11 protein-coding genes and 1 riboswitch are annotated in these 15,449 nt (G+C 71.3%); of the genes, 6 read left to right on the top strand and 5 right to left on the bottom strand.

The features are described from left to right. Positions 1-504: 504 nt before the first annotated feature. The 3 genes from AC3ETA_RS12410 to AC3ETA_RS12400 all read right to left on the bottom strand — a co-directional run bounded on the left by AC3ETA_RS12410 (position 505) and on the right by AC3ETA_RS12400 (position 2,635). On the bottom strand, positions 505-1,449 hold the full coding sequence (locus AC3ETA_RS12410) for a ferredoxin family protein (protein WP_432192902.1): 945 nt from the start codon (positions 1,447-1,449) through the stop codon (positions 505-507). Positions 1,450-1,694: 245 nt separating this feature from the next. Next, entirely contained in the window at positions 1,695-1,931 is a 237-nt protein-coding gene (locus tag AC3ETA_RS12405) for a hypothetical protein (RefSeq protein ID WP_432192901.1), read from the bottom strand. A gap of 152 nt (positions 1,932-2,083) precedes the next feature. Then, on the bottom strand, positions 2,084-2,635 hold the full coding sequence (locus AC3ETA_RS12400; RefSeq protein WP_432192900.1) for a DUF6082 family protein: 552 nt from the start codon (positions 2,633-2,635) through the stop codon (positions 2,084-2,086). A gap of 322 nt (positions 2,636-2,957) precedes the next feature. Here AC3ETA_RS12400 and AC3ETA_RS12395 point away from each other — a divergent pair, with 322 nt between their 5' ends. Beyond that, complete coding sequence (locus tag AC3ETA_RS12395) at positions 2,958-4,109, top strand: CobW family GTP-binding protein (protein ID WP_432192899.1); 1,152 nt, start codon at positions 2,958-2,960, stop codon at positions 4,107-4,109. A gap of 6 nt (positions 4,110-4,115) precedes the next feature. On the opposite strand, the gene AC3ETA_RS12390 is transcribed toward AC3ETA_RS12395, so the two are convergent. Further along, the gene (locus AC3ETA_RS12390) at positions 4,116-6,572 is read right to left on the bottom strand and encodes a DNA gyrase/topoisomerase IV subunit A (RefSeq protein ID WP_432192898.1); all 2,457 of its coding nucleotides are present in this window, start codon (positions 6,570-6,572) and stop codon (positions 4,116-4,118) included. 420 nt (positions 6,573-6,992) lie between these two features. Here AC3ETA_RS12390 and AC3ETA_RS12385 point away from each other — a divergent pair, with 420 nt between their 5' ends. From AC3ETA_RS12385 to AC3ETA_RS12370, 4 genes are all read left to right on the top strand, one after another. Then, a complete protein-coding gene (locus AC3ETA_RS12385; protein ID WP_432192897.1) occupies positions 6,993-8,369 on the top strand; it encodes a M16 family metallopeptidase in 1,377 nt (458 codons plus the stop codon). After that, positions 8,366-9,754, top strand: a complete 1,389-nt coding sequence (locus AC3ETA_RS12380; protein ID WP_432192896.1) for a M16 family metallopeptidase — start codon at positions 8,366-8,368, stop codon at positions 9,752-9,754. Before AC3ETA_RS12385 ends, AC3ETA_RS12380 begins: the two co-directional genes overlap by 4 nt. A gap of 212 nt (positions 9,755-9,966) precedes the next feature. Further along, positions 9,967-10,132: riboswitch (cyclic di-AMP (ydaO/yuaA leader) on the top strand. Between the two features lie 12 nt (positions 10,133-10,144). Beyond that, positions 10,145-10,930, top strand: coding sequence for a M23 family metallopeptidase (locus tag AC3ETA_RS12375; protein ID WP_432192895.1), 786 nt, complete (start codon positions 10,145-10,147; stop codon positions 10,928-10,930). A gap of 188 nt (positions 10,931-11,118) precedes the next feature. Then, positions 11,119-11,814, top strand: coding sequence for a GntR family transcriptional regulator (locus AC3ETA_RS12370; RefSeq protein ID WP_030957660.1), 696 nt, complete (start codon positions 11,119-11,121; stop codon positions 11,812-11,814). A gap of 291 nt (positions 11,815-12,105) precedes the next feature. Here AC3ETA_RS12370 and AC3ETA_RS12365 read toward each other — a convergent pair whose 3' ends face one another. Further along, on the bottom strand, positions 12,106-12,387 hold the full coding sequence (locus AC3ETA_RS12365; RefSeq protein ID WP_432192894.1) for an HPr family phosphocarrier protein: 282 nt from the start codon (positions 12,385-12,387) through the stop codon (positions 12,106-12,108). Between the two features lie 180 nt (positions 12,388-12,567). Between AC3ETA_RS12365 and AC3ETA_RS12360 the strand changes: the two genes are divergently transcribed. Beyond that, positions 12,568-15,414: a bifunctional acetate--CoA ligase family protein/GNAT family N-acetyltransferase gene (locus AC3ETA_RS12360; protein WP_432192893.1), complete on the top strand. Its 2,847-nt coding sequence runs from the start codon at positions 12,568-12,570 to the stop codon at positions 15,412-15,414. Positions 15,415-15,449 lie beyond the last annotated feature (35 nt).

Raw genomic sequence — 15,449 nt, 5'->3', positions numbered from 1 at the left:
CTCCTGATGGACAGGGGTGGGTGGGGTGTCCGGAGGGGCGTGCGGGGCGCGCGGCCCGGGGGAGGGCTCAGGACGGGCGTGCGGGCGTCGTGTGGGCACGTGAGGGGGTCCAGGGCAGCCGCGCAGGTCGTGTGGGCACGTGAGGGGGGTTCAGGGCGGGCGTGCGGGCGGTGTGGGCACGTGAGGGGTTCAAGGCGGCCGCGCGGGTTGTGTCGGCACGTGGGGGTTCAGGGCGGCCGCGCGGGTCGTGTGGGCACGTGAGGGGGGTTCAGGGCGGGCGTGCGGGCGGTGTGGGCACGTGAGGGTTCAGGGCGGCCGCGCGGGTCGTGTGAGCACGTGAGGACCTTCAAGGTGGCCGCGCGGGTTGTGTCGGCACGTGGGAGGGCTGGGCACGGCCGCGCGGGTCGTGTGGGCACGTGGGAGGGCTCAGGACGGGTGTGCGGGTCGGGCAGGGCGTACTGCACGCCCTCCGGGCGGCGCCGCTGCCCTGCCCTGCCCCCCGAGTCAGCTCGCCAGCGCCGTCGTCGTCCTCAGCTCGCGCAGCGCCATCACGTCCATGCGTGCGGGCGAGCCGAGCACCGACGTCCCGCAGCTCTCGGGGCGGGGCGGCGCGGAGGTGCCCTGGGCCACGCTCACTCGCCAGTGCCGTCCGTCCGCATGGGCGACGGTCACCTCCCAGCGCGGGGCCGCGCCTTCGGTCCGTACGACGCTGAGCGCCTCGGCGGCGGCCTCGCCCGTGGCCCTGCGGACGGCCAGCTCGGCCGCCTGGCCGGGCCGCTCCCAGGCCGAGTTCCCACGGCAGCCCTCGACGACGATCCGGGCCTCCTGGACGCTGTGCAGGACCTCCTTGACGGCGTGGGCCTGCGCCCTGCCGTACGCGTAGCCGTACGGCAGCACGAGCAGCGTGGGGGAGAAACGGTGTCCGCCCAGGTGAGTGACCTCCCAGACCCCGTCCGCTCCGGAGGCGGCGAGCTCCGCCGCGAGCGGGCGGCCCAGCAGGGCGCAGCAGCGGTCGCGCTTGCCGTTGGTGCAGACGAGCGCGAGGGGGTCGCCTGTGTGGGGTTGCCCCTGGAGAACCGAGTCGAAGGTGTGGTGGTCGCCCATGCCGAGGGCGGTGAAGTCCAGGTCGAGCAGGCGCTGGGGATCGCTGATCGTGGCCGCGTGCAGCCATACGTGGCCGGGGACGGTGTGGGCGACGTAGACCTGGCGTTCGGCGGGCCCGCCGCAGTCGGCGTGCCGGCCGGGGCGGCGGATCAGTGCGATACGTACGCCCGTGCCGTGCGCAGCGGCCTCCAGGGCGCGGCCCAGCGTGGGATCCAGGTGGCTCTGTGTGAGCGCCCTGGCGCCCCACGGACCGGGCTGCTCGAGCAGCAGCCATGTCGTCGTGGTCGGCGCGGTCCCCGCGATGGGCTCGTCGAGGTCCTGCGAGACGGTTGAACACGTACTCACAGAGGTGAGCCTAACCTGACTTGGCGTGGCGTGAGGGTTCGAGGGGGCGCCGTGCCGTTCGAGGGGCACCAGGCATGCGTGTGGCCTGGTGCCGTTCTGGCGCCAGGCCTCATCGGTGGAGATCGAGCAGTGACGGGGTACCGGCTGCTCGCCGGGTGGGTGCTGGCCCGGCTCGCTCAACGGTGGCTTGCGACCGGGAAGTGGGACGGTACGGGTCCGGTTGGACGCGTGCTCGTGCGGGGCTGTCAGGCGTCGGGGATGTCTGCCTTGGCGCGGATGAGAGTCTCGCGGCTGACGATGACGATGCGCTCGTAGTCGGCGCGGGCGGCATCGGCGGGCAGCTCCGGCTCAAGCGTCTCGGTGGCCTCGGTGCCGATGACGGCGAAGTTCCCGTCGCTGAGTTCGAACACGTCCGGGCAGGTCGCTCCAGAGTTACTGCCACGGGCGCTTGGAGGCACACCAATGCGGCGCACGATCTTCAAAGGTACCGGTCCTTAGGAACAAAGGGCTGTACATACTGGTGGGGAGCAGGGTACTGGTGTTTCTCATTGTGACGCGGCTTGATCGCGAAAAACTCACCCACTCGCGCCTTTGGCTCCTTCTTTGTTGACCTTTGGAGGGCCCCTTGCCGTGGTCAGTCGGCCGGCGGTTCGCCGACGACCCACCACTCGTCGGTGTCCGCCTCGTCGAGGTCCCTGACCAGGCCGTCGACCATGTAACCCAGCTGTGCTTCCTCGGACGAGTCGTTCAGGGATGCGCGCATGTGCTGCGACGCCTCCCAGTACTCCCGGAAGACCGGGCTCTGGAAGAACTCACGCAGATGCCTGTAAAGCTCCTCCCGGTCCAGAATTCCCGCCCGGTGAAGATGGAAAAGATGGACGTACCAGGCATTGGCATAGAAGAACTGACGGCGCCTCTCCACCGGGATGCTCTTGTCGTAGGTGTCGATCACCGCGGCGAGTGAAGGGTCGTCGATCGCCCTGGCCAGCAACTCCCACTGCATGCGCTGCTGGTGGGCCAGGGCCTTGCGGCGGATCGCCAACTCCTCGAGTTCCAGCTGCCTCTCCTGTAGCCGTGCCTCCTGCGACCGTCGTCGATGCGCTGCCACGGTCGCCGTCGCGGTGGCGACCAGGAGGGCGAGCGCGGCGGAGCGCAGCCCCCTCGAGAAGTGATTCAGTGTGGCCATGTCAACTACCCCCGATCAGGCGGCCGTCCGCCGGTCGTCGGGGTGCGGGTCGACTGGAGGGGACCGGCGAGCGGTGGGCGGCGCTTGCCGTCTCCCAGAGTGCCGAGCGGCTCTGATCGGCGGGGAGGCGGAGAGGAGGCGCACAGAGGGATGCGAGGGTCGCACACTCCGGCGCCATGCCCAACGTCTGCCCGGCAAGTGCAGCTAACAATCGTTCACTTCGCCGGGATTCTTCCGGCTCGTATCCTGGGTCGGCATTCAGATCCCGTATGTGCGCCGAGCCGCGAGCCGGTGCACCCGTCGGCGTGAGAAAGGTCGCACGTTGAGTCAGCAGAGCCCCGGCCCGCAGCAGATTCCGGTCGTCGTTCTCGCCGGATTTCTCGGTTCCGGCAAGACGACTCTGCTCAACCACCTCCTCCACCGCAGCGGAGGCACCCGGGTCGGGGCCATCGTCAACGACTTCGGCGCCATCGAGATCGACGCCATGGCGGTCGCGGGCGCGCTCGGCGACTCCACGGTCTCCCTCGGCAACGGCTGTCTGTGCTGCGCGGTCGACGCGAGCGAGCTGGACGTCTATCTGGAGCGGCTCGCCCGGCCGTCCACCGGTATCGACGTCATCGTCATCGAGGCCAGCGGGCTCGCTGAGCCCCAGGAACTCGTGCGCATGCTGCTGGCCAGTGAGCATCCCGGCATCGTGTACGGCGGGCTCGTCGAGGTCGTCGACGCCGCCGAGTTCGACGGCACACGCGCCAAGCACCCCGAGATCGACCGGCATCTCGCCCTCGCCGACCTCGTCGTGGTCAACAAGCTCGACCGGGCGGCGGACGGCGGGCGCGTCCTCGGACTGGTCCGTGAGCTGGCCGACCGGGCCGCCGTCGTCCCGGCCACCTACGGCCGTATCGACCCCGAGTTCCTCTTCGACTGCCGGCCGGGCGAGGAGCGCATCGGGCAGCTGTCCTTCGACGACCTGCACGAGCACACCGGCGACGGCGACGACCAGGACGGTCACCACGGCCACCTGCACACCGGCTACGACAGCCTGTCCTTCGTCTCCGAACAGCCTCTCGATCCGCGGCGGCTGATGGGGTTCCTGGACGGTCGGTCCGAGGGGCTGTACCGGATCAAGGGGTACGTCGACTTCGGGCCGCACGACACCGCGAACCGCTACGCCGTGCACGCTGTCGGGCCGTTCCTGCGCTTCTATCCGGAACCGTGGGCCGACGTCGACACCGACACTCGCCTCACCCAGCTCGTCCTGATCGGCTCCGGCATCGACTCGGGCGCCCTGGCCAAGGATCTGGAGGGGTGCAGGAGCGACGCCCCACACGCGGCCGACGAGCACGGCATGTGGGGCGTTCTGCGCTATGTCCAAGACTCTGACGGGCAGGACCCTGACGGGCAGGACCCTGACGGGCAGGACCCTGACGGGCAGGGCCCGGACGACCTGTCCGACCAGTCGGGTCTGGTGGTCTAGGCCGGTCTACACCGGCCCCGCCACCACCGACACCGTCTTCGCCAGCGACACACCCGAGCCGTCGCGGCGCGGATCCATCTCCGGCAGCTCGGCCGGCGTGCCGTTCTTCTGCGCGGCCCGTGCCGGAGTGGCGCCCGCCCAGGCCAGGGACAGGCAGTCCTCGCCCTTCAGGAACCGCTGGCAGCGGACACCGCCGGTGGCGCGGCCCTTGCGCGGGAACTGGTCGAGCGGCGTCAGCTTGGCGGTCGTCTGGACCGAGTCGTCCAAGGTGCCGCGCGAGCCCGCGACCGTGAACACCACCGCGTCGGCCGCCGGGTCCACCGCGGTGAACGAGATGACCTTCGCGCCCTCGGTGAGCTTGACGCCCGCCATGCCACCGGCGGCGCGGCCCTGCGGGCGGACCTGTGCGGCCTGGTAGCGCAGCAGCTGGGCGTCGTCCGTGATGAAGACCAGGTCCTCCTCACCGGTGCGCAGCTCGACCGCGCCGACGATCCGGTCGCCCTCCTTCAGCGTGATGACCTCCAACTCCTCCTTGTTCGAGGGGTAGTCGGGCACCACACGCTTCACGACGCCCTGCGCGGTGCCGAGCGCCAGGCCGGGCGACGACTCGTCGAGGGTGGTCAGGCAGACCAGCGTCTCGCCGTCCTCCAGCGACACGAACTCCGACAGCGGCACGCCGCCCGCGAGGTTCGGTCTCGACGCCGTCTCCGGCAGCTGCGGCAGGTCGATGACGTTGATCCGCAGCAGACGGCCCATGGACGTCACCGCGCCCACCTCGCCGCGGGCCGTGGCGGGCACCGCCGAGACGATCACGTCGTGCTTGGAGCGCCTGGCGTCACCGTCGTCCGCGAACGGGTCGCCGTTCGCCGTACGGGCCAGCAGTCCCGTCGAGGACAGCAGCACCCGGCACGGGTCGTCGGCCACCTGGAGCGGCACGGCGGAGACCGGGGTGCCCGCCGACTCCAGCAGGACCGTACGCCGCTCGGTGCCGAACTTCTTCGCCACCGCGGCCAGTTCGGCGGAGACCAGCTTGCGCAGCTCCGCGTCCGAGTCCAGGATCCGGGTCAGCTCGGCGATCTCCGCGTTGAGCCGCTCCTTCTCCGCCTCCAGCTCGATGCGGTCGTACTTGGTCAGACGGCGCAGCGGCGTGTCGAGGATGTACTGGGTCTGGATCTCGGACAGGGAGAAGCGCTCCATCAGGCGTTCCTTCGCCTGCGCGCTGTTCTCGCTGGAGCGGATCAGCCGGATGACCTCGTCGATGTCGACGAGTGCCGTGAGCAGGCCCTCGACCAGGTGCAGCCGGTCGCGGCGCTTGCTGCGACGGAACTCGCTGCGGCGCCGGACGACCTCGAAGCGGTGGTCGAGGTAGACCTCCAGGAGCTCCTTGAGGCCGAGGGTGAGGGGCTGGCCGTCGACCAGTGCGACGTTGTTGATGCCGAAGGACTCCTCCATCGGCGTCAGCTTGTACAGCTGCTCCAGGACCGCCTCCGGCACGAAGCCGTTCTTGATCTCGATGACCAGGCGCAGGCCGTGCTCGCGGTCGGTGAGGTCCTTGACGTCGGCGATGCCCTGGATCTTCTTGGAGCCGACCAGGTCCTTGATCTTGGCGATGACCTTCTCCGGGCCGACCGTGAAGGGCAGCTCGGTGACGACGAGGCCCTTGCGACGGGCGGTCACCGTCTCGATCTCGACCGTGGCACGGATCTTGAAGGTGCCGCGGCCCGACTCGTAGGCGTCCCGGATGCCGGAGAGGCCGACGATCCTGCCACCGGTGGGCAGGTCGGGGCCCGGGACGTGCTTCATCAGCGTGTCCAGATCCGCGTTCGGGTGGCGGATCAGATGGCGGGCGGCCGCGATGACCTCGCCGAGGTTGTGCGGCGGCATGTTCGTGGCCATACCGACGGCGATGCCGGACGCGCCGTTGACCAGGAGGTTCGGGAAGGCGGCGGGCAGCGCCACCGGCTCCCGCTCCTGGCCGTCGTAGTTCGGGGTGAAGTCGACCGTGTCCTCGTCGATCGACTCGGTCATCAGGCTCGTCGCCTGCGCCTGACGGCACTCGGTGTACCGCATGGCGGCCGGCGGGTCGTCGTTGCCCAGCGAGCCGAAGTTGCCGTGGCCGTCGACCAGCGGGACGCGCATGGAGAAGGGCTGCGCCATGCGCACCAGGGCGTCGTAGATCGACGCGTCGCCGTGCGGGTGCAACTTACCCATGACCTCGCCGACGACGCGGGCGCACTTCACATAGCCGCGGTCGGGGCGCAGGCCCATCTCGTTCATCTGGTAGACGATGCGGCGGTGCACCGGCTTGAGGCCGTCGCGGGCGTCGGGCAGGGCGCGGGAGTAGATGACCGAGTACGCGTACTCGAGGAAGGAGCCCTGCATCTCGTCGACGACGTCGATGTCGAGGATCTTCTCCTCGTACGACTCGTCGGGCGGCGGGGTCTTCGTGCTACGGCGGGCCATCGCTGCCGGCTCCTTGCTGAAGCGTGGACGGATCTGACGCGGACCATTGTGGACCGCGGCACTGACAACCACCGACCAGGACCCGATGTTGGGCTCCGGCCCGGCGCGAGAGAAGTGTCGCCGACGCCGGCCCCCATCGGCGACCGACTGCGCCATCGAGGACCGACAGGCGTGGACGAGGGAGCCCGCACAGGCACTCCGACCTCGGTGGCAAGCTCACGCCCCACAACCGTTCACTCGCCGGAGTGATCGCCCCCGCACACACACGGCACATCCGCCCCACACGCCACACGCGCGTCCCGAGGAAGCCGTTCTGACCGGGAACTTCGCCGAGCCTTCGCACGCTGCATACAGTGGCAGGAACTTATACCGAACTGCTCGGCACAAGGCAGTGCACGCGACCGGAAGGACACCTTGCCCATGGGTCACACGGCCACACCGGAGGCACAATCCGGCGGCCTCACCGCGACGGAGCACCGCCTGGCCAACGGCCTGCGCGTGGTGCTCTCCGAGGACCACCTCACGCCGGTCGCCGCGGTCTGCCTCTGGTACGACGTCGGCTCCCGCCACGAGGTCAAGGGCCGTACGGGACTCGCCCACCTCTTCGAGCACCTGATGTTCCAGGGCTCGAACAGCGTCAAGGGCACGGGGCACTTCGAACTCGTCCAGGGCGCCGGCGGCTCGCTGAACGGCACCACCAGCTTCGAGCGCACCAACTACTTCGAGACCATGCCCACCCACCAGGTGGAGCTCGCCCTGTGGCTGGAGGCCGACCGCATGGGCAGCCTCCTGACGGCGCTCGACGAGGTGAGCCTGGAGAACCAGCGCGACGTCGTCAAGAACGAGCGCCGCCAGCGCTACGACAACGTCCCGTACGGCACGGCCTTCGAAAAGCTGACCGCGCTGTCGTACCCCGACGGACACCCCTACCACCACACTCCGATCGGTTCGATGGCCGACCTGGACGCGGCGAGCCTGGAGGACGCCCGCGCGTTCTTCCGCACCTACTACGCGCCCAACAACGCCGTCCTGTCCGTCGTCGGCGACATCGACCCGGAGCAGACGCTCGCCTGGGTCGAGAAGTACTTCGGCTCCATCCCGGGCCACGACGGCAAGCCCGCCCCGCGCGACGGCTCGCTGCCGGAGGTCATCGGCGAGCAGTTGCGCGAGGTCGTCGAGGAGAACGTCCCCGCGCGGGCGCTGATGGCCGCCTACCGCCTCCCGAGCGACGGCACGCGCGAGTGCGACGCCGCCGACCTGGCGCTGACCGTCCTGGGCGGCGGCGAGTCCTCCCGCCTCTACAACCGCCTCGTGCGGCGCGACCGTACGGCTGTGGCGGCCGGCTTCGGCCTGCTGCGCCTGGCCGGCGCGCCCTCGCTGGGCTGGCTGGACGTGAAGACCTCCGGCGACGTCGAGGTGCCCGTCATCGAGTCGGCCGTCGACGAGGAGCTCGCCCGCTTCGCGCAGGAGGGCCCCACCGCCGAGGAGATGGAGCGCGCGCAGGCCCAGCTGGAGCGCGAGTGGCTGGACCGGCTCGGCACCGTCGCGGGCCGCGCCGACGAACTGTGCCGCTACGCCGTCCTGTTCGGCGACCCGCAGCTGGCCTTCACCGCCGTGCAGCGCGTCCTCGACGTCACCGCCGAGGAGGTCAAGGCCGTCGCCCAGGCCCGGCTGCGCCCTGACAACCGCGCGGTGCTCGTGTACGAGCCGGTCGGTGACGAGGCCGAGGAACTGGAGGCCGCCGCCACCGCCGGGGCCGCCCCCGCCACCGACGAGAACGAGGAGTCGGCGCAGTGACCGAGCTCGCCAGCATGGAGTTCCACCCGCAGCCCCAGGCGGGCCAGGCCCGGCCCTGGGCCTTCCCGGCGCCCGAGCGCGGCAAGCTGGACAACGGCCTCACGGTCCTGCGCTGCCACCGCCCCGGCCAGCAGGTCGTCGCCGTCGAGGTCCTCCTGGACACACCCCTGGACGCCGAGCCGAAGGGCCTCGACGGCATCGCCACGATCATGGCGCGCGCCCTGTCCGAGGGCACCGACAAGCACACCGCCGAGGAGTTCGCAGCCGAGCTGGAGCGCTGCGGCGCCACGCTCGACGCCTACGCCGACCACCCCGGCGTCCGGGTCAGCCTGGAAGTGCCCGTCTCCCGCCTGCCCAAGGCGCTCGGCCTGCTCGCCGACGCCCTGAGGGCGCCCGCGTTCGAGGACAGCGAGGTCGAGCGCCTGGTGAACAACCGGCTCGACGAGATCCCGCACGAGCTGGCCAACCCCTCGCGCCGCGCCGCCAAGGAGCTCTCCAAGGAGCTGTTCCCGGCGACGGCGCGCATGTCCCGCCCGCGCCAGGGCACCGAGGAGACCGTCGCCGACATCGACTCGGCGTCCGTACGCGCCTTCTACGAGCGGCACGTACGCCCCGCCACCTCCACCGTCGTGGTCGTCGGCGACCTCACCGGCGTCGACCTCGACACCCTGCTCGGCGACACCCTGGGTGCCTGGACCGGCTCCCCGGGCGAGACGCGCGCGGTCGCGCCGGTCATCGCGGACGACACCGGCCGGGTCGTCATCGTCGACCGCCCCGGCGCCGTCCAGACGCAGCTGCTGATCGGTCGTATCGGCCCCGACCGGCACGACCGCGTGTGGCCCGCGCAGGTGCTCGGCACCTACTGCCTCGGCGGCACCCTCACCTCCCGTCTGGACAAGGTCCTGCGCGAGGAGAAGGGCTACACCTACGGTGTGCGGGCCTTCGGCCAGGTGCTGCGCTCCGCCCCGGACGGCACGGGCGCGGCGATGCTCGCCATCAGCGGCTCCGTCGACACCCCGCACACCGGTCCGGCCCTGGACGACCTCTGGAAGGTCCTGCGCGGTGTAGCGGCCGAAGGCCTCACCGACGCCGAGCGGGACTTCGCCGTGCAGAACCTCGTCGGGGTGGCGCCGCTGAAGTACGAGACCGCGGCGTCCGTGGCCAACACGCTGGCCGACCAGGTCGAGCAGCACCTGCCCGACGACTACCAGGCGACGCTCTACCAGCAGCTGGCCGCGACCGGCACGGTCGAGGCCACGGCGGCGGCCGTGAGCGCCTTCCCGGTCGACCGTCTGGTGACGATCCTGGTCGGTGACGCGGCCGAGATCCGGGAGCCCGTCGAGGCCCTCGGCATCGGTGAAGTCACGGTCGTGGCAGCCGAGTAGAGGACGGGCTCGCGCCGTCCGGCGCACGCGCCTGCAGAGGCCCTGGTGACCTTTGAGTCACCAGGGCCCCTTTATGCCCGAATTGAGGGAGAGGCTGCCTGTCTGGCCTGTGGGATGCGCTACAAAAGCCGCGATCCGTTTGGGGATTGAAAGACGCCGCGTTTAGCGTCTTCCGGGCTGTTCGTCAGGCAGTGCGCCGCGCCCGCGGCACCGGACAGCCATCGCCGAGTCCCCGTACGGCGCGAGCCAGGGGAGCCGGGGACCCACCCGTAGTCCCTGGGGTGAATCGGACGCCCGCGCGAGTCGCGAGGGGGTCCGTAGGAGACCTTCCTGCTCCGAACCCGTCAGCTAACCCGGTAGGCGAGAGGGAAGGAAAGGATCAGCCACTTCATGGCGTTCACCTGCGCCACGGGGAAGAACCGCCCCACCGGGAAGCACCGTAAGCCCGGCCGGTTCGAGCGCACCACCGCCCGCGCGGCCGGAGTCGCCGCGCTCACCGCCACCGGAGTCGTCGGCACCCTGGCCGCCCCCGCGCTGGCCGCCGAGCCCGCCGCGGAGCAGACCGGCCTCATCCCCGTCGTCACCGTCGAGAACTCCATCGCGGACCAGATCGACGCCCAGGCCATCGCCCAGGAGCGGGCCGCCGCGGAGGCCGCCGCCGCGAAGAAGGCCGCTCAGGAGGCCGCCCGCGAGAAGGCGGCCGCGAAGGCGAAGGCGGAGCGCGAGGCCAAGGAACGTGCCGCCCGCGAGGCCGAGCGCAAGCGTCTGCTGTCGTACGTCGCCCCGATCGCCGGCTCGTACGTCTCCACCGGCTACAAGTCCGGCGGTGCCGTCTGGTCCTCCGGCAGCCACACCGGCGTCGACTTCCACGCCGCCGCCGGCACCTCCGTCCACGCGGTCGGCTCCGGCACCGTCGTGGAGGCCGGCTGGGGCGGGGCGTACGGCAACAGCATCGTGATCAAGATGAACGACGGCACGTACACGCAGTACGGCCACCTGTCGTCCATCGGCGTCTCGGTCGGCCAGGCCGTCACCCCCGGCCAGCAGATAGGCCTGTCCGGCGCCACCGGCAACGTCACCGGGCCGCACCTGCACTTCGAGGCCCGCACGACGCCGGAGTACGGCTCCGACATCGACCCCGTCGCCTATCTGCGCGGCCACGGCGTGAACGTCTGACGCCACCACCGCAGCGTCCTCGAAGCCCCGGCTCTCAAGCCGGGGCTTTCGCTCTTTCCGGACGTTACGCTGACCAAAAAATATCCATGGATTCCGGCCCGCCGTCGGAAATTCCGGCCGGTTGCAATAGAGTCCTCGGGAACACGTCATTCGTCGACGTTTCACGGGGATTAAGGCGGAGGTCGGTCATGCGTATTCCGGCGCACTCGGTGTGCACGGCGATCCGGGACGACATCGTCGCGGGTGTCTACGAGCGCGGCAGCCGGCTCACCGAGGAACTGCTCGCCCGCCGCTACGGCGTCTCCCGAGTCCCCGTGCGGGAGGCCCTGCGCACCCTGGAGGCAGAGGGCTTCGTGGTGACCCGGCGCCACGCGGGCGCGTGCGTCGCCGAACCGACCGAACAGGAGGCCGCCGACCTGCTGGAGATGCGCGGCCTGCTGGAGCCGCTGGGTGCCTCCCGGGCCGCCCAGCGGCGCACCGAGGCCCATCTGAAGGTCCTGCGCGGCCTGGTCAGGCTGGGGCAGGAGCGGGCCAAGCGGGGGAACAGCGACGACCTGCGCTCCCTGGGCAGCTGGTTCCACGAGACGCTCGCCCAGTCCACCGGCAGCCCCGCCCTGACCTCGATACTGGCCCAGTTGCGCCACAAGATCGCCTGGATGTACGCCGTGGAGGCGCCCGCCGATCCCGTGGAGTCCTGGACCGAGCACGGCGCGATCGTGGACGCGGTGGCGCGCGGTGACGGCGAACGCGCCCGCGCGATCACCGCCCTGCACACCGAGCGCTCCCTCGCCGCGCACCGTCTGCGGTTCGGCACGGGCGGTGAGCGCGCGGAGCGTGTGAGGAATTCGCAACATCCCGTAAACATGCCGAGTCTGCGGCATTAACACAGGCGCCGTATACAAAGAGGAGATATTCGGCGGCGGGGAATTTCCGCTGCCCTTTTTCGGATGCATCGCCGCCGTGCCGAGAATTCCGCCGGCGCCTGCCCGAAACGCGAAGCCGCACCCGCCCGAAACGCGAAGCCGCACCCGCTCGAAACGCTGAGCCGCACCCGCTCGAAACGCCGAGCCGCGCTCGCCGAATCGCGACGCCCAGCCGCCCGATAACAGCGAAGCCGCGCCCGCCGAAAGGCGGACGCGGCTTCACCGTTCGCTACGGATACCCGCTCAGGTCGTTCAGACCGTCTCGGGCAGCTCCTCGAGTCCCTCGGAGACCAGCTTCGCCAGACGGTCGAGGGCGGCGTCCGCACCCTCGGCCTCGGTGGCGAGGACGATCTCCTCGCCACCCTGGGCGCCCAGGCCCAGGACGGCCAGCATGGAGGCCGCGTTGACGGGGTTGCCGTCAGCCTTGGCGATCGTCACCGGGACGCCTGCGGCCGTGGCGGCTCGGACGAAGATGGAGGCGGGGCGGGCGTGGAGGCCCTCGGCCCAGCCGACGTTGACGCGGCGCTCAGCCATGTGATGCTGCCCTTCGGTGTTCAGGGTTGTCTAGACCAGTTTCCCACACTCGTGAAGCATGCCGGAACGGGACGGCTGTCCCCTCCTGAAGTGACCGTGGGGTCGCGGCCTCGACCCCATGTGACGTCCCGATCAGACTGCCTCGCGCCGTTGTCGTACGCGAGCCGTAATCTGGGCCCCATGCAGAGCGCCTCGGACAGGCACGAGTACCCCGCCCACTGGGAAGCCGACGTGGTGCTGCGCGACGGCGGCACCGCGCGCATCCGCCCCATCACCGTTGATGACGCCGAGCGCCTGGTCAGCTTCTACGAGCAGGTGTCGGACGAGTCGAAGTACTACCGCTTCTTCGCGCCCTACCCGCGACTGTCCGCGAAGGACGTCCACCGCTTCACGCACCACGACTTTGTGGACCGGGTGGGACTCGCGGCCACGATCGGCGGCGAGTTCATCGCCACCGTACGCTACGACCGGATCGGCGCCGACGGAATGCCCGCGTCCGCACCGGCCGACGAGGCCGAGGTCGCCTTCCTCGTCCAGGACGCCCATCAGGGACGTGGCGTCGCCTCCGCCCTCCTGGAGCACATCGCCGCGGTCGCCCGCGAACGCGACATCCGCCGGTTCGCCGCCGAGGTGCTGCCCGCGAACACCAAGATGATCAAGGTGTTCACGGACGCCGGGTACACCCAGAAGCGCAGCTTCGAGGACGGTGTCGTACGCCTGGAGTTCGACCTGGAGCCGACCGACCGCTCGCTCGCCGTGCAGTACGCGCGCGAGCAACGCGCCGAGGCCCACTCCGTACGCCGGCTGCTGGTGCCCGGCTCCGTCGCCGTCATCGGCACCGGCCGCACCCCCGGAGGTGTCGGCCGCGGCGTCCTCGGCAACATCAGGGACGCCGGGTTCACCGGGCGGCTGTACGCCGTGAACAAGGCGTTCCCCGAGGACCTCAAGGAACTCGACGGCGTGCCCGCGCACCGCTTCGTGCGGGACATCGGGGAGCAGGTCGACCTCGCGGTGGTCGCCGTGCCGGCCGAGCACGTCCCCGACGTGGTCACCGAGTGCGGCGAGCACGGCGTGCAGGGCCTGGTCGTGCTGTCCGCCGGATACGCCGAGAGCGGGCCCGACGGACGCGAGCGCCAGCGCGAACTCGTCCGCCGCGCGCGCACGTACGGCATGCGCATCATCGGCCCGAACGCCTTCGGGATCATCAACACCGCCGACGACGTGCGGCTGAACGCCTCACTGGCCCCCGAGATGCCGAGGCCGGGCCGGATCGGCCTCTTCGCGCAGTCCGGCGCCATCGGCATCGCCCTGCTGTCCCGGCTGCACCGGCGCGGCGGCGGGGTCACCGGCGTCACCGGCATCTCGACCTTCGTCTCGTCCGGCAACCGCGCCGACGTCTCCGGCAACGACGTCCTGCAGTACTGGTACGACGACCCGGACACCGACGTCGTCCTCATGTACCTGGAGTCCATCGGCAACCCGCGCAAGTTCACCCGCCTCGCCCGGCGTACCGCGGCCGCGAAGCCGCTGGTCGTGGTGCAGGGCGCGCGGCACGGGGGAGCGGCGCCGCAGGGCCACACCGTGCGGGTCACCCGGCTCCCGCACACCACCGTCTCCGCGCTGCTGCGGCAGGCCGGCGTGATCCGGGTCGACACCATCACCGAGCTGGTGGACGCGGGACTGCTGCTCGCCCGCCAGCCCCTGCCGACCGGGCCGCGGGTGGCGATCCTCGGGAACTCCGAGTCGCTGGGCCTGCTGACGTACGACGCCTGTCTGTCCGAGGGCCTGCGGCCGCTGCCGCCGCTGGACCTGACCACCGCGGCGTCGGCGGCCGACTTCCACGAGGCGCTCTCGCGCGCGCTCGCCGACGACACCTGCGACGCGGTCGTCGTCACCGCGATACCGGCGATCGGGGATGCCACGACCGGGGACGCGGAGCTGGCGCAGGCCCTGAGCTCGGCGGCCGAGCGGGTGCCGGGCAAGCCCGTCCTGGTGGTGCACGTGGAGCTCGGCGGGCTCGCGGAGGCCCTGTCCGCCGCGGCGAGCACCGCGCCCCGGGCCGCTACGACGACGCCCCGCGCCGCGGGCCGCGACCACCCCTTCCGCCCGCTGGACTTCCCGGCCGAACCGCTGCCCGAGCCCTCGGACACCGACGGGACCACCCCCCGCCTCATCCCCGCCTACCCGGCCGCCGAGCGTGCGGTGCGCGCTCTGGGTGAAGCCGTGAAGTACGCCCAGTGGCGGCGCGACGCGGCCGAGCCCGGCAAGGTGCCCGAGTACGAGGACATCGACGAGAAGGGCGCCGCCCGGCTGATCGACGGCCTGCTCGCGCGCGGGCAGGGGCTCACGCTCGGCACGGACGAGACCTGCGACCTGCTCGGCAAGTACGGCATCGAGGTGCACCGCGCCCTGCACGCCCCCACCCCCGACGCGGCCGTCGACGCCGCCCGCACCCTCGGCTACCCCGTCGCCCTCAAGGCCACCGCCCCGCACCTGCGCCACCGCGCCGACCTCGGCGGCGTCCGGCTCGACCTCGCGGACGAGGAGCAGCTGCGACGGGCATACGCCGAGTTGACCGAGCTGTTCGGCAGGCCGGAGGAGCTCAGGCCGGTCGTGCAGACCATGGCGCCGCGCGGCGTCGACACCGTCGTACGGGCCGTGATCGACCCGGCGGCCGGCGCCGTGCTGTCCTTCGGGCTCGCCGGAGCCGCCTCCCAGCTGCTCGGGGACATGGCGCACCGGCTGATCCCGGTCACCGACCGCGAGGCCACCTCGATCGTCCGGTCCATCCGGACCACGCCGCTCCTGTTCGGCTGGCGCGGCTCCACGCCCGTCGACACCCCCGCCCTGGAGGAGCTGCTGGTGCGGGTCTCGCGGCTCGTCGACGACCACCCGGAGGTGGTCGCGGTCACCCTGGAGCCGGTCGTGGTCGCAACGCAGGGTCTGAGCGTGCTCGGCGCCTCTGTGCGCCTCGCCCTGCCGCCCGCCCGCGACGACCTCGGGCCGAGGACCCTGCCGACGTACTGAGACCGTCGTGAGCGGTGCCTCGCAGTCGGTGCACC

It is taken from the genome of Streptomyces sp. bgisy027, from assembly GCF_057710365.1.
This window is presented reverse-complemented; position numbering and strand designations above follow the sequence as displayed.